We start from the raw sequence: 23,989 nt of genomic DNA, 5'->3' as shown, positions 1-23,989 counted from the left end.
CGCTGCAAGCCAGTCTGCCAATCTCAGCGCTGTCAACAAGGTCCGACACGGCGTGTCGCGGGTTTTCCGAAACATGGGCTGTTTCACAGACCACAAAAACAAGTGGAGGAAACGACTCCACTTCGTGTTACCTTTGATAGGCAAGAAGGTGTCGGTCAGAGATGTTCGCCGGGAATGATTTCGGTGGGAACAGGTCGACACCGACGTGTTCGGATGGGGAAAGACGATGGCGGTCCTCGAGATCTCGCAGCGGGCGACGATGCCCATGCCGGTTCTGGTGAACACCTATGCCGATGGCTCCCGGGCCCTGTACGCACTGGTGACCCAGGGCCCGGCCACGCTCGGCACCTGGCTGCGCCGCGGCGAAACCGCGCTGGCCCAGCTGATCAGATTCGCGCTGGTCGGCGGTTTGAGCAATGTCGGCTACATTCTGCTGTTCCTCGCGCTCTACGGCGGCGGCCCGCAGATCGCGAATCTGGCCGGGTCCATCGTCAGCACCGCTGTGGCCAATGAACTGCACCGCCGCCTCACCTTCCAGGCCGCCGACCGGGTGCGCTGGTACACAGCGCAATTGGAGGGCGGCGCGCTGGCGCTGGCCGGGCTGGCCATCACCTCCGGCGCGCTGGCCATCCTGGAGGTCACCGCCCCCGGTCTCGGCGATATCTCCGAAGCCCTTGCCGTGCTGGCCATTACCGCCGCCGTCGGCACCATGCGCTTCCTCACCCTGCGCCTCTGGGTGTTCTGACCCGTCCCCTGCGAAACCTCGCGCCCGCCGGACCGAAATCCGGCACCCGGTGCGAGGTTTCGTCGTTTCCGCGAAGTGCGGAACCCACCTCGGCATGTCCGCGTCCAAGTAGACATCCGAACGAAGAAAGGGGTTCGACATGGACCGTTGGCGCGGATGCCTCGGCGGACGGCGCGATAACACCGCCCCACGCCCGCAACGCCCACCGTCGCGAGCATGCGGATCATGCATCCGCCCCCGCCGCCCGCAACGCCCGCGAGGGGAGGGCCGATGACCGCCGACGCGGGGACCTCCGTGCACACCGCGGAGCCGGAGCAGGCCGCGGGCGACGGCAGGCAGTGGGCGGCAAGAAGATCCCGGCGCGCGCCGGGCGAGGGGTGCGGCGCGAAGCGGGGCGGCGGGCGGGAATCGGCGGGTGCTTCGGCCTTCGGGCGGCGGGAGTCGCATCGGCGGATGATTCGGGCGGTGGTGCCGGAGATGGCGGCGGGGACGGTGGTGAGTCATCAGTCGGCGGCGGTGTTGTACAACACGACGCTCTGGCGCGCGCCGCTGGAGCGGGTGTGCGTCACGCGCAATCGGCGCGGGGGCGGGCGAGTCAGAGAGTTCGCGAAAGTGCATGGGTCGCCGGTGGATTCGGCGGTGGAGATCGGTGGGCTACTGGTCACCACACCGGCTCGGACGGTGGTGGATCTGGCCCTTACGCTGCCGTTCGAGGCCGCGGTGGTCGCGGGTGACGCACTCGTCGGCAGCTTCGGACTCGGCCCGGCCGAACTCGCCGAGGAACTCGGGCGAGCCAAGGGACGGTACGGAATCAATCAGGCGAAGCAAGTACTGACGATGCTCGACGGCCGGAGTCAGAGCATCGGGGAATCGCTGAGCCGCATCATGATTCATCGGGGCGCGCTGCCGCTGCCGCGCTCGCAGGGGAATGTGTTCACTCCGGACGGGCGATTCGTGGGGCGCGTGGACTTCTACTACGAGTCCGCCGGTGTGATCTGCGAGTTCGACGGCCCCACGGAATACGGTCGGCTGCTGCGCCCCGGCCAGGATCTCGCAACCCTGGTGCACCGCGAACGAACCCGCGAAACCTACCTGCGCACTTTGGGTTTCGAGGTGATCCGCTGGACCTGGGACGACCTGGTCAGAGGCACCCCCGCCCAGCACCTGCGCAATGCCCTGAGCACCCGCCGCCGACCCGACGGCCGGATCGAACCCGCCCCCGCCCCGGAACCCCGCAGCCTCGCGATCCGCGCCCTATGAGCGCGGCGCCCGGCCGCGAGCACGACATCCGCGAGGCCGTATGGGGTTGCGGCCTCGCGGATTCGGGCTACTCGCGTTCCACCTCAGCCCTGCTTGCGTTCGGCGATGCGCGCGAGCAGCCGCTTGTGGACAGCCGGCGGCAGCAGGTCGGAGATGTCGCCGCCGTAGGAGGCGACCTCCTTGACCAGCGAACTGGAGACGAAGCCGTAGAGCGGATTGGTGACAATGAAATAGGTGTCCACGCCGGTGAGTTTGTGGTTCATCTGAGCCATCTGGAACTCGTACCCGAAGTCGGTGGCGTCACGAATCCCCTTGACGATGGCACTGATCCCCTCCTGCTTGGCGAAGTCCACCAGCAGCCCGCGCCAGGACTCCACCCGCACATTGGGCAGATGCGCGGTCACCTCCCGAATCAGCTCCATGCGCTCGTCGACGGTGAACATCCCCTGCTTGTTCGGATTCACCACCACGGTCACCACCACCTCGTCGAATTGCTCGGCGGCACGCGCGATCACATCGACATGTCCGTTGGTCACCGGGTCGAACGACCCCGGGCAGATTGCTCCAGCCATGGCCGCACGCTACCCCATCCCACCGGCGCGACCACCGCTCGGCCCCGGCCGGAGGATTCGAGCCGTTACCCCACGAATTCGGCCAGGTCGATGCGGGTTTCGCCGTAGTCGCGGGAGCGGAGGTGGGAGTAGCCCTCGGGCCAGGTGATCTCGGGTGAGCGGGTAGAACGCTCGACCACGATGAGAGCGTCTTCGTGGAGCCAGCCGTTGTCGGCCAGGGCTCGGAGGTCGGATTCGACGTCGGCGACCTCGAGGGCGTAGGGCGGGTCGGAGAAGACGAGGTCGTAGCGTTCGGGGGGTGGGCCGGACAGGACGCTGGTTACCGAGTTCTGGCGGAGTTCGGCGCCGGGGAGGCCCAGGTCGCCGATGTTGCCGCGGATGATGGCGGCTGCCTTGCGGTCGGATTCGACCAGGAGGGCGTGGGATGCGCCGCGGGACAGGGCTTCCAGGGCCAGGGCGCCGGAACCGGCGTAGAGGTCGAGGACGTGCAGGCCGTCGAAGTCCATGCGGGCGTGCAGCAACGAGAACAACGCCTCGCGGACCCGGTCGGAGGTGGGGCGGGTGCCCGCCGGGGGGACGCGTAGGCGTCGGCCCCCGGCGGTACCTGCCACGATTCGGGTCATTCGGCGGCGGCCTCGTTGAGGTTGACGTCGACCAGCAGGTCGCCGCCTTCCACCTGCTGCACCTTGGCGATGGCCACGCGGCGGACGGTGCCCGCGCGCGGGGCGGTGATGGCGGCCTCCATCTTCATGGCCTCGATGGTGCCGATGGTGTCGCCGGCGCAGACCGAATCGCCTTCGGAGACAGCGAGGGTCACCACACCGGCGAACGGGGCCGCGATGTGGCCCGCGTTGGTCTTGTCGGCCTTCTCGGCGGCGGGGATCTCGCTGGCGATGGAGCGGTCGCGCACCGTGATCGGGCGCAGCTGCCCGTTGAGGATGCACATGACCGTGCGCATGCCGCGCTCGTCGGGCTCGGAGATGGCCTCCAGGCCGATGAGCAGCGTGACGCCCTTGTCCAGCTGGACGTGGTGTTCCTCGTCGTGGCGCAGACCGTAGAAGAACTGGTTGGCCGAGAGCCCGGTGGTGTCGCCGAATTTCTCGCGGTGGGCCAGGAATTCGGCGGCGGGGCCGGGGAACAGCAGTCGGTTGAGGGTGGCGCGCCGCTCACCGGAGCCGCCGTTCAGTCCGGCCTCGTCGGCGGCGGTCAGCTGGGTTTCCGGCTTGGCGGTACCGCGCCCGGCCAGCGCCCGGCTGCGGAACGGCTCGGGCCAGCCACCGGCCGGGGTGCCGAGTTCGCCACGCAGGAAACCGATCACCGAGTCCGGGATGTCGTAGCGGCCCGGGTCGGCGGCGAAGTCGTCCACGTGGACGCCGGATCCGACCAGCGCCAGCGCCAGGTCGCCGACCACCTTGGAGGACGGGGTGACCTTGACCAGTCGGCCCAGCAGCCGGTCCGCGGCCGCGTATTTGGCCTCCACCTCCTCGAACTGGTCGCCCAGTCCGAGCGCGATGGCCTGCTGGCGCAGGTTCGACAGCTGACCGCCCGGAATCTCGTGGTGGTAGACGCGCCCGGTCGGGCCCGGCAGCCCGGATTCGAAGGGCGCGTACACCTTTCGCAGCGCCTCCCAGTACGGCTCCAGGTCGCACACGTTCTGCAGGTTCAGCCCGGTGTCGTAGGGCGAATTCGCCGCCGCCGCGACGATGGCCGAGAGCGCGGGCTGGGAAGTGGTGCCCGCCATGGGTGCCGACGCCCCGTCCACCGCGTCCGCCCCGGCCTGCCAGGCCGCGAAGTAGGTGGCCAGCTGACCGCCCGGGGTGTCGTGGGTGTGCACGTGCACGGGCAGGTCGAATTCCCGGCGCAGCGCGCTGACCAGGGTGTGCGCGGCGGGCGCGCGCCACAGCCCGGCCATGTCCTTGATGCCGATGACGTGCGCCCCGGCATCCACGATCTCCTCGGCGAGCTTGAGGTAGTAGTCGAGGGTGTAGAGGTTCTCGTTCGGGTTGGACAGGTCGCCGGTGTAGGACAGCGCGACTTCGGCCAGCGCCGTGCCGGTTTCGCGGACTGCGTCGATGGCCGGGCGCATCTGGTCGACATTGTTGAGCGCGTCGAAGATGCGGAAGATGTCGATGCCGGTCGCGGTGGCCTCGGAAACGAAAGCGCGCGTGACCTTCTCCGGGTACGGCGTGTAGCCGACGGTATTGCGGCCGCGCAGCAGCATCTGCAGGTTGATGTTCGGCACGGCCTCGCGCAGCGCGGCCAGGCGCTCCCACGGGTCCTCGAACAGGAAGCGCAGCGCCACGTCGTAGGTCGCGCCGCCCCAGCATTCGATGGACAGCAGCTCGGGCGTCATGCGCGCCACGTGCCCGGCCACATCGAGCAGGCCGTTGGTGCGCACCCGGGTGGCCAGCAGCGACTGGTGCGCGTCGCGGAAGGTGGTGTCGGTGACGGCCACCCCCTCGCGATTGCGCAGCCACTGCGCGAAGCCTTCGGGCCCGAGTTCCAGCAGCCGCTGCCGGGATCCGGGCGGCGGCGGCACGGTCATGTCGAGGGCGGGGAGCTTGTCGTGCGGGTACACCTTGGTCGGGCGCGAGCCGTGCGGCTTGTTGACGGTGACGTCGGCCAGGTACTGCAGGATCTTGGTGCCGCGGTCGGCCGAGCTCTTGAGCGTGAGCAGTTGCGGGCGCTCGTCGATGAACGAGGTGGTGACCTTGCCCGCGCGGAAGTCCGGGTCGTCGAGCACCGCCATCAGGAACGGGATATTGGTCGTCACGCCGCGGATGCGGAATTCGGCGACCGCGCGCCGGGCCCGCGCCACCGCGGTGGCGAAATCGCGTCCGCGGCAGGTCAGTTTGACCAGCATGGAGTCGAAGTAGGCCCCGACCTCCGCACCGACATTGGCCCCGCCGTCCAGGCGCACGCCCGCGCCGCCCGGCGAGCGGTAGCCGGTGATGCGGCCGGTGTCGGGCCGGAAGCCGTTGGCCGGGTCCTCGGTGGTGATGCGGCACTGCAGCGCCGCGCCGCGAATGCGAATGGCGTCCTGGCTCAGGCCCAGATCGGCCAGGCTCTCCCCCGCCGCGATGCGCAGTTGCGACTGCACCAGGTCGACATCGGTGATCTCCTCGGTCACCGTGTGCTCCACCTGGATTCGCGGATTCATCTCGATGAACACGTGATTGCCGCGCTCGTCGAGCAGGAATTCCACAGTGCCCGCGCAGGAGTAGCCGATCTCCTCGGCGAAGGCCACCGCGTCGGCGCAGATGCGGTCGCGCAGTGCGGGATCCAGGTTCGGGGCGGGCGCTAGCTCGATCACCTTCTGGTGGCGACGCTGCAGCGAGCAGTCGCGCTCGTAGAGGTGGATGACATTGCCGTGCTGGTCGGCCAGGATCTGCACCTCGATGTGGCGGGGGTTGACCACCGCCTGCTCGAGGAACACGGTCGGGTCGCCGAAGGCGGATTCGGCCTCGCGCGCGGCGGCCTCGATGGACTCGCGCAGCTGGGCCGGATCGGCGACGCGCCGCATGCCGCGCCCGCCACCGCCGGCGACGGCCTTGACGAAGAGCGGGAATTCCATGTCCTCGGCGGCGGCCACGAGCGCGTCCACGTCCGAGGACGGTTCGCTCGACCGCAGCACCGGCAGTCCGGCGGCCTTGGCGGCGGCGATGGCGCGCGCCTTGTTACCGGTCAGTTCCAGCACCTGCGCGGCGGGCCCGATGAAGGTGATGCCCTCGCGGGCGCAGGCGGCGGCCAGGTCCGGGTTCTCCGAGAGGAAGCCGTAGCCCGGGTAGATGGCGTCCGCGCCGGCGGTCTTGGCGGCCTTGATGATCTCCTCGATCGACAGGTACGCCCGCACCGGGTGTCCGGGCTCGCCGATCTGGTAGGCCTCGTCGGCCTTGAGCCGGTGCACGGAGTTGCGGTCCTCGTACGGAAAGACCGCGACGGTGCCGATGCCGAGTTCGTAGGCCGCGCGGAAGGCGCGAATGGCGATCTCGCCGCGGTTGGCGACCAGGACTTTGGAGAACATGCGTAGAAGGTACCTGCCCGCGGATACGGTTCGGGCATCGAAGTCCCGTTCGGTGCAATCTTCACAGGCCGGACATGGCGGTTGCGAATTTGTGTTAATCACCGCGATACATGCCTGCCGGTGAGGGTTGTGGGCCCGCGACCACGGAATTCGCCGACTTGCTAAGCAGAGTGGCGTACCGGCCCGCCGGGGTGCGTCCCACGGGTCGAGACGTGCCCGCGTCCGGATCGCCGCGCGATCGTGTCCGATGCCACAGCCCGGATTTCCGATGCCGCGCGAGAAGTGTTGGGCGACGGTAAAACCCGGTCCGAGGAGGTCGTCCCCGCTATCGCGGAGGTCCTCCGACCGTCGCCGTCGGCGGTGACATATGCTCGGGTGCGCAGTCGGTTCGCCGATGGGTGCGCGGGCTCGGTCCCGACTCCTTTCCGGCGTCGAAACCGGTTCTTCCGCAAGGGGTTCCGGTGAGAGGGAACCCGGTGGGAATCCGGGACTGTCCCGCAGCGGTATGCAGGAACGAACGTCGTCATGAGCACTGGGTGTGAACCTGGGAAGCGATGACCAGTAGGTCGGCCGGGTGGCCGGGGCCTGTGAGTCCGAAGACCTGCCGAGTGTGCCGGGTACGCCGTATCCGGCGGTCACCGCCTCGTGGATTGGGCGGGCGGGCCGGTGGTTCACGCATGCCGTGCGGACGGTTGATGTGGGCTGCCCGGGTTCGTTCGCGCGTAGGGCGGCGGCCAGTGGCTTTGGAACACTGGAGATTACCCGTGACCAGCACTTCACCTTTCACCGCGACGGTTCTCGGATTGCCTCGTATCGGGCCGGGGCGGGAGCTCAAACGCGCCGTCGAGGCGTATTGGGCGGAGACCGTCGACGCGGAACGGCTGCATGACGTCGGGCGCGAGTTGCGCGCCGCGCAGTGGACCGAACTGGTTGCCGCCGGACTGGATTCGGTGCCGGTCGGCACCTTCTCCCATTACGACCAGATGCTCGACACGGCCGTGCTGGTCGGTGCGCTGCCGCCTCGGGTGCACTCGATCGCCGATCCGCTCGACCGGTATTTCGCGGCCGCACGCGGAACGGATGCCGTCGAACCGCTGGAGATGACCAAGTGGTTCGACACCAACTATCACTACCTGGTGCCGGAACTGGGGCCGGAGACCGCATTCGAACTGCACCCGGAGCGGCTGCTCGGCGAGCTGGCCGAGGCGCACGCGCTCGGGGTGCCCGCACGGCCGGTGGTGATCGGGCCGCTCACGTTCCTGAAGCTGGCCAAGGATTCCGAGGGCAATGCGCTGCGCAGGTTGAGCGATCTGCTGCCGCTGTATCGGGAACTGTTGCGGCGCTTGGCCGACGCCGGTGCGGCGTGGGTGCAGATCGACGAGCCGGTGCTGGTGACCGACCTGTCCGAGGTGGAACTCGCCCTGGTGCAGCATGTTTACGAGGAGCTGTCGGCGACGCCGGAGCGTCCGGCGCTGCTGGTGGCCACCTACTTCGGGCATCCGGGTGCGGCGCTGCCGATACTGGCGGGCACCGGGATCGAGGGTGTCGCCCTGGATTTCACGGCCGGGACCACGGTCGAGGAAGTGACCTCCGTTCCGGCGCTGGCCGGCAAGCTGGTGGTGGCGGGTGTGGTCGACGGGCGGAATGTGTGGCGCACCGATCCGGATCGGGCCCTCGCCACCATGGGCACCCTGCTGGGTGGCACCGGCGCACTGGTGGTCTCGACCTCCAGTTCGCTACTGCACGTGCCGTATTCGCTCGAGGCCGAAACAGCCGTCGATCCGGTGCTGCGGTCCTGGCTGGCCTTCGGCGCGGAGAAGATCGCCGAGGTGCGGCTGCTCGCCACCGCGCTGCACGAGGGCACCGCGGCGGTGGCGGACGAATTGTCCGCCGCCCGAACGGCCGTCGCTTCCCGCGCCACCGATCCACGGCTGCGCGACGACACCGTCCGAGCCCGCCTGGCCGCCCTCGGCCCCGATGCGACCCGCCGTACCCCGGCCGCGGAACGCCTTGCGTCGCAAAGGGACCGGCTCCCGCTGCCGCCGCTGCCGACCACCACGATCGGCTCCTACCCGCAGACCCCGGCGATCCGCCGCGACCGCGCCGCGCTCGGCAAGGGCACCATCACCCCCGAGCAGTACCGCGACCGCATGCGCTCCGAGATCGCCGAAATCATCGCGCTGCAGGAGAAGCTGGGTCTGGACGTGCTCGTGCACGGCGAGCCGGAACGCAACGACATGGTCCAGTACTTCGCCGAACAGCTGACCGGCTTCCTCACCACCGCCGACGGCTGGGTCCAGTCCTACGGCACCCGCTGCGTGCGCCCGCCGATCCTCTACGGCGACGTCTCCCGACCGCACCCCATGACCGTCGACTGGATCACCTACGCCCAGTCACTCACCGACAAGCCGGTCAAGGGCATGCTCACCGGCCCGGTCACCATCCTGGCCTGGTCCTTCGTTCGCGACGACCAGCCCCTGAGCGTGACCGCCGACCAAGTGGCCCTGGCCATCCGCGACGAAACGGTGGATCTCCAGGCCGCCGGCATCCGCATCATCCAGGTCGACGAGCCCGCCCTGCGCGAACTGCTCCCCCCGCGCTCGGATGCCAAGGCGTCCTACCTGGCCTGGTCCATCACCGCTTTCCGCCTGTCCACCTCGGGAGTCTCCGACGCCACCCAGATCCACACGCACCTCTGCTATTCCGAGTTCGGCGAAGTCATCGACGCCATCGCCGCCCTGGACGCCGACGTCACCTCCATCGAGGCGGCCCGCTCGCACATGGAGGTCCTGGACGATCTCAATGCCGCCGGTTTCGCCCTGGGCGTCGGCCCCGGCGTGTACGACATCCACTCCCCCCGCGTCCCCGCCATCGCCGAAATCACCGAATCCCTGCGCGAGGCCCTGAAAACCGTTCCCGCCGAACGCCTCTGGGTCAACCCCGACTGCGGCTTGAAAACCCGCGGCCCGCAGGAGGTAGCGGCTTCCCTGCACAATATGGTCCAGGCCGCACACGCCCTGCGCTGATCGGACGGATCCGACCCGACAAAGCGGCCCGGCAGTCGATTCCGACTGCCGGGCCGCCGACTCGCTCCGGTGCGCTACGCCACGGGGCGCAGCGGCCGGGGCGGCACTCCCACGTATTCCGACAGCGGGCGGATGAGGGTGTTGGACTGGGATTGTTCGAGGATGTGGGCGGTCCAGCCGGTGATGCGGCTCATGACGAAAATCGGGGTGAATACGTCGATTTCGAAGCCGAGGAGGTAGTAGGCGGGGCCGGTGGGGAAGTCCAGGTTGGGTTCGATGCCGGTGGCTTCGCGCATCGCCGACTCGAGTGCGTCGTAGATGGCCAGCCAGTCGCCGCCGCCGGTCACGCGGGCGATATCCGCGAGGGCGGATCTCATGGTGGGGACTCGGGAGTCGCCGCCCTTGTAGACGCGATGGCCGAAGCCCATCACCTTCTCCTTGCGGGAAAGCCTCTCCCGCAGCCATTTCCGAGCCTCGGCGGCATCTCCGATCTCCAGCATGGCGTGCATGACGGCCTCGTTCGCACCGCCGTGGAGGCGACCTTTCAACGCGCCGATGGCGGCCGTGACGGCGCTGTACATATCGGATTCGGTGGAGGTGACCACGCGGGCGGCGAAGGTGGAGGCGTTGAAACCGTGTTCGGCGTAGAGGATCAGGGAGGTTTCGAAGGCGCGGACCAGGCGGGGATCGAGGGCCGGGGCGGAGTCGCCGAAGCACATGTGGAGGAAGTTCTCGGCGAAGGGGCGCGCGGGGTCGGGCGGGATGGGGTCGAGCCCGCGGCGGCGGCGCAGATCGGCGGCGATGACGGTGGGGAGCACGGCGGTCAGGCGTAAAGCCTTGGCCAGCAGAGCCTCCCGGTCGGTGCCGCGATCTTCCAGGGGGTCCTCGGCACCCAGGTAGCTGACGACGGTGCGCACCACGTCCATCGGGTGGCAGGTTTCGGGGAGGCGGGCGACGAGGGCGAGCAGGGAGCGGTCCGCGCTGCGGAGGGCTCGTTCGCGCTGGCAAAGGGCTTGGCGCTCGATGGGATCGGAGAGTTCGCCGTGCCAGAGGAGATAGGCGACCTCCTCGAAGCCGCGGTGCCGGGCCAGGTCCTGGACGGCGTAGCCGCGGTAGGTGAGGGTGCTGGTTTCGGGGACGACCTTGGAGATGGCGGTGGTGTCGACCACCACGCCCGCCAAGCCCTTTCTGATGTCGGTCATGGGAATCACTCGCTCACGGTGAAATTGAAGATATCGGCGTCGAAGGTGTTGTAGCCGCGGTAGTTCAGCAGCTCGTAGAGCCGCGAACGGTGCTGCATGCGATCCAGCAACGCGGATTGCGTTCCGGTTTCGGCTATTTCGCGCAGGCCGGTCTCGATGGCGTACATGGCCAGCCGCAGGGTGGTGACGGGATAGATGACCGCGTTGTAGCCCAGCGACTCCAGCTGCCCGGCCGACAACAGCTCGGACTTGCCGAACTCGGTCATATTCGCCAGCAGCGGGATATTCACCGCCGCACGGAATTTCGAAAACTCAGTAGCGTCGGCAAGCGCCTCGGTGAAAATGAGGTCCGCGCCCGCGTCGGCGTACGCCTTGGCGCGGTCGATGGCCGCGTCGAGACCCTCCACGCCCCGCGCGTCGGTGCGGGCACAGATCACGAATCCGGAATCCCGCCGCGCCGCCACCGCCGCCCGCAGCCGCCGCACCATGTCCTCGACCGGCACCAGCGCCTTGCCGTCCAGATGGCCGCACCGCTTGGGATTCACCTGATCCTCCAGATGGCATCCCGCCAGCCCGGCCTCCTCCAGCAGCGTCACCGTGCGCGCCGCGTTCATCGGCTCGCCGAACCCGGTGTCGGCATCGATGAGCACCGGCAGGTCGGTGACCCGCGCGATCAGCCGGCCGCGCTCGGCCACCTCGCTCAGCGTGGTCAGCCCGATATCCGGCAGTCCGAGTTCGGCCGACAGCACGGCCCCGGACACGTAGACGCCCTCGAACCCGATTTCGTGAATCAGCTTGGCCACCAGTGGATTCAGCGCACCCGGCCAGCGTTGGATGCGACCGCTCGCCAGCCCGGCCCGTAAGGCCGCCCGCTTCTCCCCCGGTGTGGCGTGCGCCGCCATCAGCCCGCTCACCGCGCCCACCGCCCTAGGCTGGCACCATGACCGACCAGCCGCTGCGCTACCGCCTGATCACCGGACCCGATGACGCGTCGTTCTGCGAGCGCATCAGCGCCCTGCTGGACGAGGGCTATCGGCTGCACGGATCGCCCGCTGTCACCTTCAACGGGGTGTCCGTCATCGCGGCGCAGGCACTGGTGTGGGGCAAGGACTGAGCCTCGCGCACGGGGAATGATCATCGGAAGATCCCTTCCGGGATGGCCGGGGCACGATCGAGCAGCTCCGGGGAGACGGTGAATGTCAGCTGATCCAGTTCGCCCGCGCGAAGCGAAACCGTGCGCTCGGCGGCGTCGAGAAAGCGATCCTGCTCGCCGGGTTCCAGCACCCCCTCGGTGAGAGTACGGAACTTCCGGATGTATTCGGCGCGACCGAAGGGCCTGGCGCCCAGGGGATGCGCGTCGGCGACCGCCAGTTCGTCGATGACGACTTCGCCGCTGCGGAGGGTGATTTCGGCGCGGCAGCCGAAGGCCTTCGCCGCAGGGTCGGCCGAGTGATAGCGGCGCGTCCATTCCGGATCCTCGACCGTGCGGATCTTCCGCCACAGTTCGACGGTGTCGGCCCGCCGCGCGCGTTCGGGCGCATAGGACCGCTCGTGATGCCAGCCGCCGTCCTGGAGCGCGACGGCGAAGATATAGGGCACCGAATGATCGAGGGTCTCGCGGCTCGCGTTCGGGTCGTACTTCTGCGGATCACCCGAGCCACTGCCGATCACGACATGCGTGTGATGGCTGGTGCGCAACACGATCGAGGCGATCTGCGCGAGATCGCCGATCCGCGCTCTCATCCGGCGCGCCAGGTCGATCGGGGCCTGACTCTGGTATTCGGCCGAATGCTCCTTGGTGTAGCTGTCGAGAATCGCGCGCTTGGCCTCACCGGGCCCGGGCAGCGGCACCCGGTATTCGGCGTCGAATCCGCCCAGCAGCCGGGCGATCACACCGTCGGCCCCCTCCCAGATGGGCGCGGGCGCACCCTCCCCGCGCATGGCCCGATCGACCGCCTCGATGGCGGCCTTCCCGGCGAAGGCGGGCGCGAACGCCTTCCAGCTCGAGATCTCCCCCTTGCGGGACTGCCGGGTCGCGGTGGTGGTGTGCAGGGCCTGCCCGACTGCCTGACAGACGGTCTCGGCGTCGAGCCCGAGCAGCGTCCCGATCCCGGCCGCGACCGACGGCCCCAGGTGCGCGACATGGTCGATCTTGTGTTCGTGCAGGCAGATTCCCCGCGCCAGATCGATCTGGATCTCGTATCCCGTCGCCAACCCGCGCATCAGCTCCGCGCCGCCGAGCCCGGCATGCTGGGCCACCGCCAGGATCGGCGCGATATTGTCGCCCGGGTGCGAGTACTCGGCGGCCAGGAAGGTGTCGTGGAAGTCCAGCTCCCGCACCGCGACACCATTGGCCCACGCCGCCCACTCCGGTGAAAGGCGCTGCGCGGCAGGCAGTCCGAAGACCGTGGCCCCGGGCGCGTACGGATGTGCCCGGGCCTGCCGCCGCGCGGTGGTCACCGGCCGGCGCAGCAGGGCCGCGGCAGCCACCGCCGCATTGTCGATGATCCGGTTGACGATCATGGCGGCCGCTTCCGCGACCACCGGCACCGGATCGACGGCCACCTCCGCGATGCGCACGGCCAGCTGTTCCGAGCGCGGCAGGCTCTCCCCCGCCGCCCGGGCGCGAACGATATGAGTCTTCATACCCCGCACGCTACGCACGCCGATGACCTCGAAAAATGCCTCGCAACAGCGAATTTCGGCGAGCGAAGCGGCCCGGATCAGCGAATCTCGCGAACCCGGCGTTCAGTACCGGCGCACGTGGTGGGAGTCGACACCGTCGCCGATGCGGCGCGCGGCGGCCGACAGCTCCGCCAGATAGCGCCGCCGCTCCGGGCGGGTGACATCCTCGCGCAGCGGCCCGATCTGCAACTCCATCACCGCGTGCCCGCCCGTATCGAAAACCGGTGCGCTGATGTAGCTCACCGGCAATGCCACGTCGCGGTCGAGCGTGGCCTGGTCGTAGGCGCTCCCCCCGATCGCGGCCAGCTGGGCCAGCACCCGCCCCCGCAGTTCCTTGCTCGCGGGCTGATCGGCGAGATGGTCGGCGACCTCGGAGAGCACCCGCACGTTCGGCAGGCTGTCGGGTTCGAGCCGCCAGGCGCAGTACCCCGTGCTGCGCAGCGTGGCGAGCACGGCGCGGTACTCCTCGCGCCGCTCGGGCCCGCGGGTCTCGAGCCAATCCTGTTGGCGCGCCGAGCCCCAGTGCGCGATGATCGCCGCCCCGGCGGGCGCGAGCAGCGGTATGCGCGCGCCCGATTCGATGCCGACGGTGTAGCGGTCCCGGGTCACGGCCAGGAAGTCCAGGTGATCGAGGGTGATGGTGGTCAGCGCCGCGCCGCAGTCCACGCGGTCGGCCAGCCGCTGCAATTCCCGGTCCAGCCAGGCGCGGTCGTCGTGGGCATCGGCGGCCCGCCGCCCGAGTTCGGCGACGGCCGGGCCCAGTTCGTAGCTGAGGTCCGGCAACCGGCGCACCCAGTCGCGTTCGGTCAGCGCGGCCAGAATCGCGCCCGCCGTGGATCGGTTCAGCTCCAGGCCGTCCGCGATCTCGGCCGAGGTCAGCGGCCGCTGACCGGCGGCCAGCAGCTCCACGATCGAGATCACCCGTTGGGTGGGCGGTGAGCTCGGGGTGGACCGGATCTTGCCAGCGGGCACGCGGGTCTCCTAGCCTGAGCCTTCGATACGAATAATCGTAACGGCGGATACGAATAGTCGCGCCAAGGAGCGGTCATGGCAACCACCGGAGCACTGTGCTTCGTGTCCGCACGGGGGCCGATCCGGTCGTGATCGCGGATTTCGCCGACCACTGGCTGCTCTACTGCCCGATTACCGTATACGGCGACCTCATCGCCACCGAGATCCTCACCCCCGCACGCATTCTCGAGGCCGTTCTCAACGGTGAACATGCCGACCGGTTGTCCTCGCCGCTCAGCCGCCACGTCGGCGAGTTCCTGGAACTGCAGACCGGCCCGGCCCGCCCGCTGGTCATGCTGGTCGCCGGCGACAGCTACACCGCCATCGAACGCGACGCCGTCACCTTCGTGCTCGACCACGTGAAGGCCGCCGCGCACGCAGGTTTCGACCGGCACGCCATCGAGGCCCTCGACGTCCGCAATCTGGCGATCGAGAAACCAAGCAACTGACCGACGACGAGTACGAGGGTCTGCTGCGCCCCGCGTTCAAACAGGACGAATGGAAGCTGGTCGCCATCGGCGCGGTGCTCGGGTTTCTGGTCGGCGAACTCCAGGTTCACCTGATTTTGGGATGAGACCGCCGATTTCGGCCCACATTCCGGACCTCGTTCCACCTCGGTGGCGTCGACGTGGTCGTACGATGGGGACTCGCGCGCAAAACCGCCCATAGCACCGAATTCGCATGCTACGCAGCGCCGTCGATACAGCGAAGTGCCACGCAGGGCCAATAAATTTGCGGCAAGTCTCCTCAAATTGCAATGTTTGCGAAGCCGAATCGGTACCATCCTGCACGTGCGCAAGATGTATGCGGGGGCCCGACTACGGCGGTTGCGCGAGGAACGCCGGATGACCCAGGCGGCCTTGGCCAAATCCCTGGACCTCTCGCCCAGCTACCTCAACCAGCTGGAGCGGGACCAGCGCCCGCTCACCATTCCCGTACTGCTGAAACTGAATTCCACCTTCGACCTGGATGTCCAGTTCTTCGCGGCGGACTCCGACGCCCGGCTGGTGTCGGATCTACACGAGATCCTGGTGGAGGCGGCGGGCGGCAATGCCGCACCGGTGGCCGAGGTCGAGGATCTGGCCACCCGCATGCCCGAGGTCGCGAAAATCGTTGTGGCCATGCACCGCCGACTACGCGCGGCGACCGACCAGTTGGATCTCTTGTCCTCCAAGGTGGCCACCGCCACCGGCGCGCCCGGGGTCCCCATGCCCTACGAGGACGTGCGCGACTTCTTCTACGATCACCACAATCACATCGCCCAGCTGGATCTGGCCGCCGAGCGGCTGTTCGAGGAGAGCGGGCTGACCATCGGCTCGCTGGACCGGCAACTGGCCCGGGTGGCCGAGGAACGCGCCGGAGTCACCGTCCTGGTACGCGGCGACGGCGCCGATCCGAGCATTCCCAAGCGGCACTACGAACCCGAGACCCGCACCCTCACCCTGGCCCGGCGGCTGCGCCCCGGCCAGCGCGCCTTCCAGATCGCCACCACCCTGGGCTTCCTGCTGCACGGCGCGCTGCTCGACGAGGTGCTCGACGAAACCCCCTCGCTCACCGACGAATCCCGCACCCTGGCCCGGATCGGGCTGGCCAACTACTTCGCGGGCGCGCTGGTGCTGCCCTACGGCAAATTCCTACGCTCGGCCGAGGAACTGCACTACGACATCGACCTGCTGAGCCTGCGCTTCGAGGTCGGCTTCGAGACCGTCTGCCATCGCCTGAGCACCCTGCAGCGCCAGGGCCAGCGCGGCGTGCCGTTCTTCCTGATCCGCACCGACCGCGCCGGCAATATCTCGAAACGCCAGTCCGCCACCGCCTTCCACTTCTCCCGAGTCGGCGGCAGCTGCCCGCTGTGGGTGGTGCACGAGGCGTTCAACCAGCCCGGGCGCATGCTCACCCAGATCGCGGCCATGCCCGACGGCCGCCGCTACCTGTGGGTGGCCCGCACCACCACATTGCCGGCCACCGGATTCGGCACCGCCGGTAAGGAATTCGCCATCGGGCTGGGCTGCGATATCGAATATGCCGACCGGCTGGTGTATTCCCGCGGGCTGGAGTTGGACGACCCCGCCGCGGCGGTGCCGATCGGCGCGGGCTGCAAGGTGTGCGAGCGCCCCAACTGCGCCCAGCGCGCCTTTCCGCAGATCGGGCGGCCATTGGCGATCAACGAGCACACCAGTTCGGATCTGCCCTACCCCCGCATGCCCCGCTGATCCCGCGCCCGGAAAGGCGTTGCGCGCGGCGACTATTCCGTCGTCCATTATGGATATCCATTGTGCCCCATTGCATCAAAACCGAGAGGTATTGAATACCGTCAAGTATTCTTGATCCACCACCGGCGAGAATGCCGGGATGCCGCGGTTAATCCGACGTTTGCCACACATCACGGGCACATCATGTGTAGCGTCTGGACTCGCTCGCAGACTCTCGATAACAAGCGGTGGCGCGGTGATCGGTATTGACGGATGTCTCAAACGCATCATGGACATTCCCGGGGCACGCAGCGTCACCCTGGTGGACGGGGCGAGCGGGCTGGCCATCGCGGCGGCCGGGCGGCACGATGTGGTCGACCAGCACGAAGACGCCGCCGCCGCAACCGATGTCGTGCACACGGTGCTCACCTCACCGGCCCTGACCACCGGCCGTCCGGGCGACGACATCACCGAGATCATCGTCTGCGGAACACAGGGATATAACCTGCTGAATTTGATCGACGGCGATTTCGACACGCGGCTTTTCGTGCACATCCTCTTCGACGGCGACACCGGCAATCTCGCCATGGCGCGATACCAACTGCGAGCAATTCTCGCCGAATCTGCCGAGGACGACCATGGACAGTGAACTCGTCATCGAACTACGGCGACTCGAACAACAATGCGGCACAGGCGTACTCATCGTGGGCGACGGCGCATTTCATCTCGCCGAGGGCGCGGTCGTGGCCGCCGAATGCGCGCGCACCACGATGCTGGACCGCATGGTGGTGGCGTCCGGAGTGGCCACCACCGAGCAGTGGCGCCGCGCCCGCGCGGGCGACGAGGACCGATTGCTGGCGGGCCCCCGGCTGGAGACCCTCGCCCTGCTGTCGGTCTTCGACGCCGCCTACCTGCTGCTGGCCGCGCCCGTCGCGCTGGAATTCCGTGCCGGACCGCCACATTGGCTGGCCGACGCCTGCCGCATCACCCCGGGCGCGCTCATCCACGAATGCGCGCGCCGCGGTGACCCGCACGCCGGGCCGTGGCCGGTCGAACTGGTGGACCGGGTCGCCGTGGTGCCGGTCCGGCGGGTGCGACGCCGGCGCGTGGTGCTGACCGGCGGCCAGGCCGAGGTGCTCGCGGCCGTCGACGCCCGGCGCAGCATCACCGGCATCGCCGAAGACCTGGGCCGCACCACCTACGGCTGCCTGCTCGCCGTGCGCGAACTCACCGCGGCCGGGCTGCTCGAGCCGCCGGTCATGGTCGCCTTCGCGGACCCGATCGGCGCCCCCGGCCCGACCGTGACCGCCGACGCCCCGGACCGAACCGCCGGTCCGGCAACGGATTCCATGCCGCCGCTGCGCCGGCGGGTCCGGCAGGCCGCGGCCGTCGCCGTCCCCGACCGCTGGGAGCCGCCCGATCGGGACGTGCTCATCCGCCTGCGGGCAGCACTGGAGGAACTGGCATGACCGCCCCCGGTGCCAACGGTGTGACAGAACGGGCACAACCGCCCGGCAAATGAATAGGGAGGCGGCCTTGGAGGAGCTCGCGTGACCGCGCGGAGAAGGCGGCTCGGTGAATTGATAGGAAGGTTGACCAAAGTGGCGATGTCCGGCCCGGAACCGAACACGCAGGTACTCATGGAGCTCAAGGCGCTGCGGGATCGGGTACCGCAGCTGAGCGGCACGCTGGTGGCGTCCACCGACGGCCTGCTCATCGCGCACGATCTGCCCGCGCACATCGAACCCGGGGGTATGGCCGCGCTCACCGCGGCACAGCTGTCGCTGTCGAATCGGCTGGCCGCCACCGCACACGGCGGCGGATTCCACGAGGTGGTGGTGCACGGCGAGGCCGGGGACGTGGTGATCTACGCGGTCGGCTGGACCGCCTCGCTCACCGTGCTGGCCGGGCCCGGCGCGAATATCGGCCGCCTGCACCTGGAATCGCGCCCGGCCGCCCGCGCCATCGCCGACCATCTGTCGGCCCGTGCCGACCCGAGCGAAACCACCCAGACTTCCGACCCCAAGTGATAACACCGATTGAAAGGAAAATCCATGTCCAACATGGATATCGCACTGAAGGACATGATGGTGATCGACGGCGCGCTCGGCGCGGCCGTGGTCGACTACAACAGCGGCATGGCGCTCGGCATGCTCGGCAGCTCCAAGGGCCTCGACCTCCAGATCGCCGCCGCCGGCAACACCGAGGTGTTGCGCGCCAAGATGCGCACCATCGACCAACTCGGCATCAAGGAGGAGATCGAGGACATCCTCATCACCCTCACCAGCCAGTACCACGTGATCAGACCCATGACCGGCCGAAAATCCAAGGGCCTGTTCCTCTATCTCGCCCTCGACCGCGGCCGCGCCAACCTCGCCATGGCCCGCCACCGCCTCAAAGGCATCGAAGAGGACCTGGAGGTCTGAATCCACCTCCCGATAATTCGGTGGCGTCGGCCGTGCGGCGGAGCTAGCGTTGAACGCATCATCCCCGACGACGAAAGGACCGGCAATGCAACACCATTCACCCTCCGCCGCCGCGTCGTCGCACGCCTTCCGAGAACCTTATGCCCCGGAAGCGCCCTCATCCCCCAGTCGCGGCCGCTGACCCTCCCGCGCGGTTCCACCCCGTGCGCACCCCTTTGTTGAGCGATGCCGAAGCGGTCGAGGCCCCGGTCTGTGAAACCGGCCCCAGCGGGTTCAAGTCCCGCCGCTCAGCCCAAGGCACAGTTGCTCTGCTGGCACGGGCACCCTGACTTTCACTCAGGCACCACGTCGGTTCGATTCCGACCTGCGTCACCACACAACTCCATACGACCTCGTGCTCCGCTGGCCGGGCCCCCTGACTCTCACTCAGGACCACGCGGGTTCGATTCCCGTCGAGGTCACCACGGAGGTGAAACCGGGCAGGTGCCCCGGAACGCTTGCTAAGCGGATCGAGGCGCAAGCCTTGGGGATCATGCCCTCTCCCCTCCGCCAGGAAGGCAACGCGGCCCGGCGGCCGTCACCGTCCCGAAAACGGCTGGTCACACCAATGGATGGGGCTCGACACCTCTACCTTCCGCACGTCAGCCCGAGCGTCCTCCCTCGCGATGTCGGGTGTGACAAGATCGTGGCGGAATGAAACTCTCATCCGCACACGGGAGTTCGAATCTGGGGCGCATGCGGGGCAGTGGGAAAGCGGCGACCGGTGGTTCGCCGAGAGTGTCGGGCGAGGCGGTCGACGCGGTTCAGGCCATGTTGGCGCAAAAGGTTGCCGTTGCCGCATCTCCCGATGGCTCGGTGACGGTCCGCGTCGGTGCCGATGGCAAAGTCCACCGCTGGGCAGTGACCGACCGTGCGCGTAGTGCCGATCCCCAGCAGGTTGTAGCCACCCTGATCGCGCTGATCGAACAGGCGCGCAGCGCGGCCTACGAGGCCGTCCGTGCCGAGCTCGGACACAGGGGCGCAAACGAGCACCATTCCGGTTCACGCGGTCTCACGACCGCCGATCCACGCAGCGGCCCCGCCTTCACTGATGCAGTGGAGTACGACGACTGGCAGCGAGAACAGAGTTTGAACGTTCTACGACGCCGCCAAACAACTGTCCGACCTCGCCAAGGATCTCTCCACCGCTCGGTCCGCACTCACCACCGGACTCGCAGGCACCGGCTCGATGGCCGGTTCGACCGACTCGGCCAAGCAATGGGCCACCGGCTACGACAAGCGCGCCTCCAGCGCCGCCGACACCGCCAGTCGGCTTGTACGCTCCACCAACCACCTGTCCTACCTGATCGCCCTCGCGGGCTACAACCATGCGCTCGCCAACTACAACGCGGACACGAACCCGAACAAGGGCACAGCACCGGAAAGGCCATCGGACCCCAACTCCGCCGCCACCGTTGTCAACTGGGTGCATCCGCCCGCAGCGGGCGGCACAGGAGAAGGACTGAGAACCAGCATCCCCGATCTTCTCGAAAGCATCGGCATCCCCGTCCCCGACGGCAATACCGACAAACTGAAGACCGCCGCCGATGCATGGCACAAATATGCTGGCTGTGAGGCTGTGGCCAATGCTCAACTCACCATTGGCTCCGCGATGGCCAAGATCAACGGGATTGATTCGCCCGAAGTTGGCGACATCATCGGCCAGCTCGAGAAGCTGAGTTCCAGCGCTGGCGCTCTCGAAACTGCGACCTCTAACCTCGAAGCGGAGTGCCACAACCTCAAATACAAGCTCGCCGAAATGCGGAAGGCGATCCACGACGCAGTCCGAGAAGTAATCCTGATGATCGACCGAGCCTTGCACTCGAAATTTTTGCGAGCCTCGTCACTGCTGGCGTCGGCGCAATCTCCGGCTTGGTTCTGACCGCTGATATCGTAAAGAAGATCAAGGACACCGGCACCGCCATCAAGGGCTTCATAACGGCCGAGAAATTCGAGGCAGAGGCCGCCGAGGTCGTTAAAGCGGAAAATACTCTCGAACGCACCACAGCCGAACTGGAGCAAGTCGATGCGCTCGAAGCAAAGACAATCGAACAAGAAGCAAAAGCAGCCGAATCGGGCGCAGGGCCAACTTCCGAACAAACCGCCGGCAAGCAAGCAGCCGAAGATCTGCGGGCCAGACTTGCAGCGAGTGGTGAGACAATTTCCAAAACCAGAAATGTCGCCACTGCACGGGGCACTATTGACGGCGAGGAAATATCACTCGACGCGGTAAGCGGATTAGATACACCATCCGGCACAGTCAAGACGCCAGATAACCCTGTCTTGATTCCCAAATCAATCGATAACACGATTGAGCGTCCCACCGATTCCGAGTTCAAGATCTTGGACCAGCTGGCCCAGAAACTCAACCCAGACTCCAAGGGAGTCATCAACCTGCGCACCGAACGCGAACCATGTCCAGCGTGCAGTAATGTAATCAAGCAGTTCGAACAGAAGTTCCCTGGAGTGAAAGTGAACCTGGAGTGAAAGTGAGTGTGACCAATGGTTAACCCAGAGAGCATGCATGCAATGGAGGCGCTGCGCCGCGATCTGCTGATTTCAGGTATCGCGGTGTCCTCGTATGAGATTGTCGGATGCTCGGACAACGAGATCTCCCGAATCGTCGCGGCAGCCGAATCCTTTCCCATTCCTGGCACATACCTCGCGTTTTTGAAAGTCTTCGGCAGGAAGGCCGGGGATCTGTTCAGGGGGACCGATCTGTTCTTCCCCGGATTGCTCGACGCGAAGGACGCTGCGATCGATATCGCCAGCGGCCCAAGCGAAGAGTTGACTCTGGAGAATCGGTTCTTCTTCGGGCATCACCAGGGCTACAAGGTCTACTTCTTCGAACTGGGATCTGAAGCCGTTTACGGATATCAAGAGGGTTACCCTCACGTTCAGAAGCTGGCCGACTCGTTGGTTGATTGGTTGCGCCACGCTCTCGCGACTCAAGAAGAAATAGCTGGAATGAACTAACGGCTAGCGATGGCGTTTTCCAGTGGATTATCTACGGAGAGATCACTTACCGGTTCTTTAGACCGCGTCTCACGTGGCTGATTTCGCCAGTTTCTTGAAGCATATCAGTGCGGCGGCGAGGGTGAGGAATCCGAGGAAATGGGTGGCTTGCGGTCGTAGCGAATGTTGAGCCGGTGGTAGCCGGTCAGCCCCGAGATGGTGCGCTCGATGATCCAGCGGTGGCGGCCCAGCCGTTCGCTGGATTCGATTCCCTTGCGGGCGATCCGAACCCCGATGCCACGATCTCGGACCCATCTGCACAGCTCGGCGATGTCGTATGCCTTGTCGGCGTGCAGTTTGCCGGGCTTGCGGCGACGCGGCCCGCGCCGCGAGCGGACTGCGGGGATAGCCTTCACGAGCGGTTTCAGCGCTTCGGCGTCGTTGGTATCGGCAGCCGAAACATCCACCGACACAGGGATTCCGGAGCGATCGGACAGTACGTGGATCTTGGATCCTGATTTCCCGCGATCGACCGGACTCGGCCCGGTCATAGGTCCGCGTTTTTCGCTCGTACCGACGCCGCGTCGATCAGCGCCCGCGACCAGTCGATCAAGCCTTGGCTGCCCAGCTCATCGAGCACGGCACGATGTAGACGCCGCCACAGGCCGGCCTTGGTCCAGTCGGTGAACCGGCGATGCGCGGTGGGCACCGTGACTCCGAACGACGGCGGCAGCAGCCGCCACGCACAACCGCTGGTCAGCACGTACACCACCGCGGTGAACACCGTCGGCTCCTCGACCGGTGCGGTGCCCCCGCCCTGCGGACGAGGTTCGAAGGCCGGAAGCAGCGGTTCGACCAACTCCCACAACTCGTCGGGCACCAGCCGCTTGGACAGCACGTCGGTCACGGCCGAACATCATGCCGCCCAGCCAATTACGACATGCCGAAAACGACGTGAGACACGGTCTAACGGAGGGCAGAACCAATCCTGATCAGCGGCAATCCACGAAGTTGCCACCCATGACCCGTAGCGTCCGCGACGTGCACAACACGCTGACCGAGATGCACGGGGGTCTTTGATCTTCAGTTAGGTTGCGCTGACCCCCGCGGACCGCGCTGTCCGCGGCATTACAGGATGTGAGGAACCAGGGTTGCCTCAGAGGGTGCCCGGAACTTGGCCTTTGGTGATGGCAGTGAATTCAGCCAGCCGAATCTCGAAGGACTTGGCTCTCTCCACCGGCGCGGTGCGGACGACGAACTTGACGAATCGTGTTCCGGAAAGTGGGGCGGCGAACTGGAGGGTGATCCTACGCCAGCCTGAAAAGCGCAGAGAGCCAAGGGGTTTGATCAAGTACTCGTCTTCGCAGTCGGCCAGATGCGCTTCGATGGTGTAGTCGTGGTTCGCGCCCCACACCCATAGGCTCATGGCCGTAGTCGATTCGGGGAGAACGAGCGGTTCCGGAGGTACCAGCTCGAAGATGTTGTAGCCACGGTGGCCCGGCCCGGTCCGGACGCGGACACCCAGAACGTGGACTGGACTGTCGGATGTTGGTCGCGATCCGGAAGCTATCCGGACTTCGAGATTCTCCCAAGCCGGACGCCCCGTCGCTGTCCACGAGTCCCCCTCACCGAAGTCGTACAGCTTTACGGTGTGCACACCTTCGGTCATCGAACCCCCTGTTCACCGGTCCGGCCGCACGGTCCGGACCTGGCTCAGCACCAGCGAATCGATTCTGCCTCAGTGGAATCCGTATTGCGTTCGGTGTACACATCCGGATCGATCCGCACACCCACATCGGCATTACAGGGCATCTGTCGGGCACTCCTCAGCGCGCCAGATACGCTAGTGTCC

The 23,989-nt window shown here is 67.2% G+C and carries 21 protein-coding genes, 3 tRNA genes, 2 pseudogenes and 1 riboswitch; of the genes and pseudogenes, 17 read left to right on the top strand and 9 right to left on the bottom strand.

Annotation, left to right across the window (positions count from 1 at the left end):
* Window positions 1–226: 226 nt before the first annotated feature.
* Both NS2_RS18605 and NS2_RS18600 read left to right on the top strand, forming a co-directional pair.
* Window positions 227–745, top strand: coding sequence for a GtrA family protein (locus NS2_RS18605; protein ID WP_033088740.1), 519 nt, complete (start codon window positions 227–229; stop codon window positions 743–745).
* A 270-nt stretch (window positions 746–1,015) separates the two neighbouring features.
* Window positions 1,016–2,005, top strand: coding sequence for a putative endonuclease domain-containing protein (locus NS2_RS18600; protein ID WP_145961801.1), 990 nt, complete (start codon window positions 1,016–1,018; stop codon window positions 2,003–2,005).
* Window positions 2,006–2,088: 83 nt separating this feature from the next.
* On the opposite strand, the gene coaD is transcribed toward NS2_RS18600, so the two are convergent.
* The 3 genes from coaD to NS2_RS18585 all read right to left on the bottom strand — a co-directional run bounded on the left by coaD (window position 2,089) and on the right by NS2_RS18585 (window position 6,601).
* Window positions 2,089–2,577, bottom strand: a complete 489-nt coding sequence (coaD, locus tag NS2_RS18595; RefSeq protein ID WP_033088739.1) for a pantetheine-phosphate adenylyltransferase — start codon at window positions 2,575–2,577, stop codon at window positions 2,089–2,091.
* 65 nt (window positions 2,578–2,642) lie between these two features.
* Window positions 2,643–3,200, bottom strand: a complete 558-nt coding sequence (gene rsmD, locus NS2_RS18590) for a 16S rRNA (guanine(966)-N(2))-methyltransferase RsmD (protein WP_033088738.1) — start codon at window positions 3,198–3,200, stop codon at window positions 2,643–2,645.
* Entirely contained in the window at window positions 3,197–6,601 is a 3,405-nt protein-coding gene (locus NS2_RS18585) for a pyruvate carboxylase (protein ID WP_147207228.1), read from the bottom strand. The genes rsmD and NS2_RS18585 overlap by 4 nt, the downstream gene beginning before the upstream one ends.
* 421 nt (window positions 6,602–7,022) lie before the next feature.
* Window positions 7,023–7,224, top strand: a riboswitch (cobalamin riboswitch).
* A 72-nt stretch (window positions 7,225–7,296) separates the two neighbouring features.
* Here NS2_RS18585 and metE point away from each other — a divergent pair.
* On the top strand, window positions 7,297–9,627 hold the full coding sequence (gene metE / locus NS2_RS18580; RefSeq protein ID WP_147207227.1) for a 5-methyltetrahydropteroyltriglutamate--homocysteine S-methyltransferase: 2,331 nt from the start codon (window positions 7,297–7,299) through the stop codon (window positions 9,625–9,627).
* 74 nt (window positions 9,628–9,701) lie between these two features.
* Here metE and NS2_RS18575 read toward each other — a convergent pair whose 3' ends face one another.
* Together NS2_RS18575 and prpB are read right to left on the bottom strand one after the other, a co-directional pair.
* The gene (locus tag NS2_RS18575; RefSeq protein ID WP_033088759.1) at window positions 9,702–10,829 is read right to left on the bottom strand and encodes a bifunctional 2-methylcitrate synthase/citrate synthase; all 1,128 of its coding nucleotides are present in this window, start codon (window positions 10,827–10,829) and stop codon (window positions 9,702–9,704) included.
* 5 nt (window positions 10,830–10,834) lie between these two features.
* A complete protein-coding gene (gene prpB, locus NS2_RS18570) occupies window positions 10,835–11,743 on the bottom strand; it encodes a methylisocitrate lyase (RefSeq protein WP_033088758.1) in 909 nt (302 codons plus the stop codon).
* A 26-nt stretch (window positions 11,744–11,769) separates the two neighbouring features.
* Here prpB and NS2_RS18565 point away from each other — a divergent pair, with 26 nt between their 5' ends.
* The gene (locus NS2_RS18565; protein ID WP_071344455.1) at window positions 11,770–11,943 is read left to right on the top strand and encodes a DUF1737 domain-containing protein; all 174 of its coding nucleotides are present in this window, start codon (window positions 11,770–11,772) and stop codon (window positions 11,941–11,943) included.
* Between the two features lie 20 nt (window positions 11,944–11,963).
* Here NS2_RS18565 and NS2_RS18560 read toward each other — a convergent pair whose 3' ends face one another.
* Window positions 11,964–13,475 carry an MmgE/PrpD family protein gene (locus NS2_RS18560; RefSeq protein ID WP_033088735.1) on the bottom strand — a complete coding sequence of 504 codons (1,512 nt, stop codon included), beginning with the start codon at window positions 13,473–13,475 and terminating at the stop codon, window positions 11,964–11,966.
* Between the two features lie 102 nt (window positions 13,476–13,577).
* Window positions 13,578–14,486, bottom strand: a complete 909-nt coding sequence (locus tag NS2_RS18555) for a helix-turn-helix domain-containing protein (RefSeq protein WP_052086613.1) — start codon at window positions 14,484–14,486, stop codon at window positions 13,578–13,580.
* A 128-nt stretch (window positions 14,487–14,614) separates the two neighbouring features.
* Here NS2_RS18555 and NS2_RS18550 point away from each other — a divergent pair, with 128 nt between their 5' ends.
* The 13 genes and pseudogenes from NS2_RS18550 (at window position 14,615) to NS2_RS18495 (ending at window position 22,158) form a co-directional block, all read left to right on the top strand.
* Window positions 14,615–14,974 carry a hypothetical protein gene (locus NS2_RS18550; protein ID WP_145961800.1) on the top strand — a complete coding sequence of 120 codons (360 nt, stop codon included), beginning with the start codon at window positions 14,615–14,617 and terminating at the stop codon, window positions 14,972–14,974.
* A gap of 342 nt (window positions 14,975–15,316) precedes the next feature.
* Window positions 15,317–16,738, top strand: coding sequence for a short-chain fatty acyl-CoA regulator family protein (locus NS2_RS18545; protein WP_033088733.1), 1,422 nt, complete (start codon window positions 15,317–15,319; stop codon window positions 16,736–16,738).
* A 235-nt stretch (window positions 16,739–16,973) separates the two neighbouring features.
* The gene (locus NS2_RS18540) at window positions 16,974–17,366 is read left to right on the top strand and encodes a hypothetical protein (protein ID WP_033088732.1); all 393 of its coding nucleotides are present in this window, start codon (window positions 16,974–16,976) and stop codon (window positions 17,364–17,366) included.
* Window positions 17,356–18,186 carry a hypothetical protein gene (locus NS2_RS18535; protein ID WP_033088731.1) on the top strand — a complete coding sequence of 277 codons (831 nt, stop codon included), beginning with the start codon at window positions 17,356–17,358 and terminating at the stop codon, window positions 18,184–18,186. The genes NS2_RS18540 and NS2_RS18535 overlap by 11 nt, the downstream gene beginning before the upstream one ends.
* Window positions 18,187–18,324: 138 nt before the next feature.
* A complete protein-coding gene (locus NS2_RS18530) occupies window positions 18,325–18,747 on the top strand; it encodes a roadblock/LC7 domain-containing protein (RefSeq protein WP_033088730.1) in 423 nt (140 codons plus the stop codon).
* 24 nt (window positions 18,748–18,771) lie between these two features.
* Window positions 18,772–19,143, top strand: a complete 372-nt coding sequence (locus NS2_RS18525) for a hypothetical protein (protein ID WP_036548913.1) — start codon at window positions 18,772–18,774, stop codon at window positions 19,141–19,143.
* Window positions 19,144–19,361: 218 nt separating this feature from the next.
* Window positions 19,362–19,438: transfer RNA gene (locus NS2_RS18520), tRNA-His, on the top strand.
* Between the two features lies 1 nt (window position 19,439).
* A tRNA-Glu gene (locus NS2_RS18515) sits at window positions 19,440–19,518 on the top strand.
* A gap of 13 nt (window positions 19,519–19,531) precedes the next feature.
* Window positions 19,532–19,607, top strand: a tRNA-Glu gene (locus NS2_RS18510).
* Window positions 19,608–19,836: 229 nt separating this feature from the next.
* Window positions 19,837–20,142, top strand: a pseudogene (locus NS2_RS38480) (YbaB/EbfC family nucleoid-associated protein); the annotation flags it as partial.
* 229 nt (window positions 20,143–20,371) lie between these two features.
* Window positions 20,372–21,064: a hypothetical protein gene (locus NS2_RS37600; RefSeq protein WP_052086612.1), complete on the top strand. Its 693-nt coding sequence runs from the start codon at window positions 20,372–20,374 to the stop codon at window positions 21,062–21,064.
* Complete coding sequence (locus NS2_RS18500; protein WP_155239846.1) at window positions 21,055–21,669, top strand: deaminase domain-containing protein; 615 nt, start codon at window positions 21,055–21,057, stop codon at window positions 21,667–21,669. Before NS2_RS37600 ends, NS2_RS18500 begins: the two co-directional genes overlap by 10 nt.
* A 42-nt stretch (window positions 21,670–21,711) precedes the next feature.
* On the top strand, window positions 21,712–22,158 hold the full coding sequence (locus NS2_RS18495) for an SMI1/KNR4 family protein (protein ID WP_033088728.1): 447 nt from the start codon (window positions 21,712–21,714) through the stop codon (window positions 22,156–22,158).
* 69 nt (window positions 22,159–22,227) lie between these two features.
* On the opposite strand, the pseudogene NS2_RS18490 reads toward NS2_RS18495, so the two are convergent.
* Both NS2_RS18490 and NS2_RS36115 read right to left on the bottom strand, forming a co-directional pair.
* A pseudogene (locus NS2_RS18490) lies at window positions 22,228–23,044 on the bottom strand (IS5 family transposase).
* A 249-nt stretch (window positions 23,045–23,293) separates the two neighbouring features.
* A complete protein-coding gene (locus NS2_RS36115; protein ID WP_033088726.1) occupies window positions 23,294–23,563 on the bottom strand; it encodes a flagellar filament outer layer protein FlaA in 270 nt (89 codons plus the stop codon).
* Window positions 23,564–23,989 lie beyond the last annotated feature (426 nt).

The sequence above is a fragment of the Nocardia seriolae NBRC 15557 genome, from assembly GCF_007990715.1.
Lineage (GTDB): Bacteria > Actinomycetota > Actinomycetes > Mycobacteriales > Mycobacteriaceae > Nocardia > Nocardia seriolae.
This window is presented reverse-complemented; position numbering and strand designations above follow the sequence as displayed.

What these genes read in the sequence shown, in the direction of transcription:
- NS2_RS18605 (WP_033088740.1), top strand. Translation starts at nt 227, where the DNA reads ATGGCGGTCCTCGAGATCTCGCAGCGGGCGACGATGCCCATGCCGGTT.
- NS2_RS18600 (WP_145961801.1), top strand. Translation starts at nt 1,016, where the DNA reads ATGACCGCCGACGCGGGGACCTCCGTGCACACCGCGGAGCCGGAGCAG.
- coaD (WP_033088739.1), bottom strand. Translation starts at nt 2,577, where the DNA reads ATGGCTGGAGCAATCTGCCCGGGGTCGTTCGACCCGGTGACCAACGGA.
- rsmD (WP_033088738.1), bottom strand. Translation starts at nt 3,200, where the DNA reads ATGACCCGAATCGTGGCAGGTACCGCCGGGGGCCGACGCCTACGCGTC.
- NS2_RS18585 (WP_147207228.1), bottom strand. Translation starts at nt 6,601, where the DNA reads ATGTTCTCCAAAGTCCTGGTCGCCAACCGCGGCGAGATCGCCATTCGC.
- metE (WP_147207227.1), top strand. Translation starts at nt 7,297, where the DNA reads ATGTGGGCTGCCCGGGTTCGTTCGCGCGTAGGGCGGCGGCCAGTGGCT.
- NS2_RS18575 (WP_033088759.1), bottom strand. Translation starts at nt 10,829, where the DNA reads ATGACCGACATCAGAAAGGGCTTGGCGGGCGTGGTGGTCGACACCACC.
- NS2_RS18565 (WP_071344455.1), top strand. Translation starts at nt 11,770, where the DNA reads ATGACCGACCAGCCGCTGCGCTACCGCCTGATCACCGGACCCGATGAC.
- NS2_RS18560 (WP_033088735.1), bottom strand. Translation starts at nt 13,475, where the DNA reads ATGAAGACTCATATCGTTCGCGCCCGGGCGGCGGGGGAGAGCCTGCCG.
- NS2_RS18535 (WP_033088731.1), top strand. Translation starts at nt 17,356, where the DNA reads ATGGACAGTGAACTCGTCATCGAACTACGGCGACTCGAACAACAATGC.
- NS2_RS18530 (WP_033088730.1), top strand. Translation starts at nt 18,325, where the DNA reads ATGTCCGGCCCGGAACCGAACACGCAGGTACTCATGGAGCTCAAGGCG.
- NS2_RS18525 (WP_036548913.1), top strand. Translation starts at nt 18,772, where the DNA reads ATGTCCAACATGGATATCGCACTGAAGGACATGATGGTGATCGACGGC.
- NS2_RS37600 (WP_052086612.1), top strand. Translation starts at nt 20,372, where the DNA reads ATGGCCGGTTCGACCGACTCGGCCAAGCAATGGGCCACCGGCTACGAC.
- NS2_RS18495 (WP_033088728.1), top strand. Translation starts at nt 21,712, where the DNA reads ATGGAGGCGCTGCGCCGCGATCTGCTGATTTCAGGTATCGCGGTGTCC.
- NS2_RS36115 (WP_033088726.1), bottom strand. Translation starts at nt 23,563, where the DNA reads ATGAGCCTATGGGTGTGGGGCGCGAACCACGACTACACCATCGAAGCG.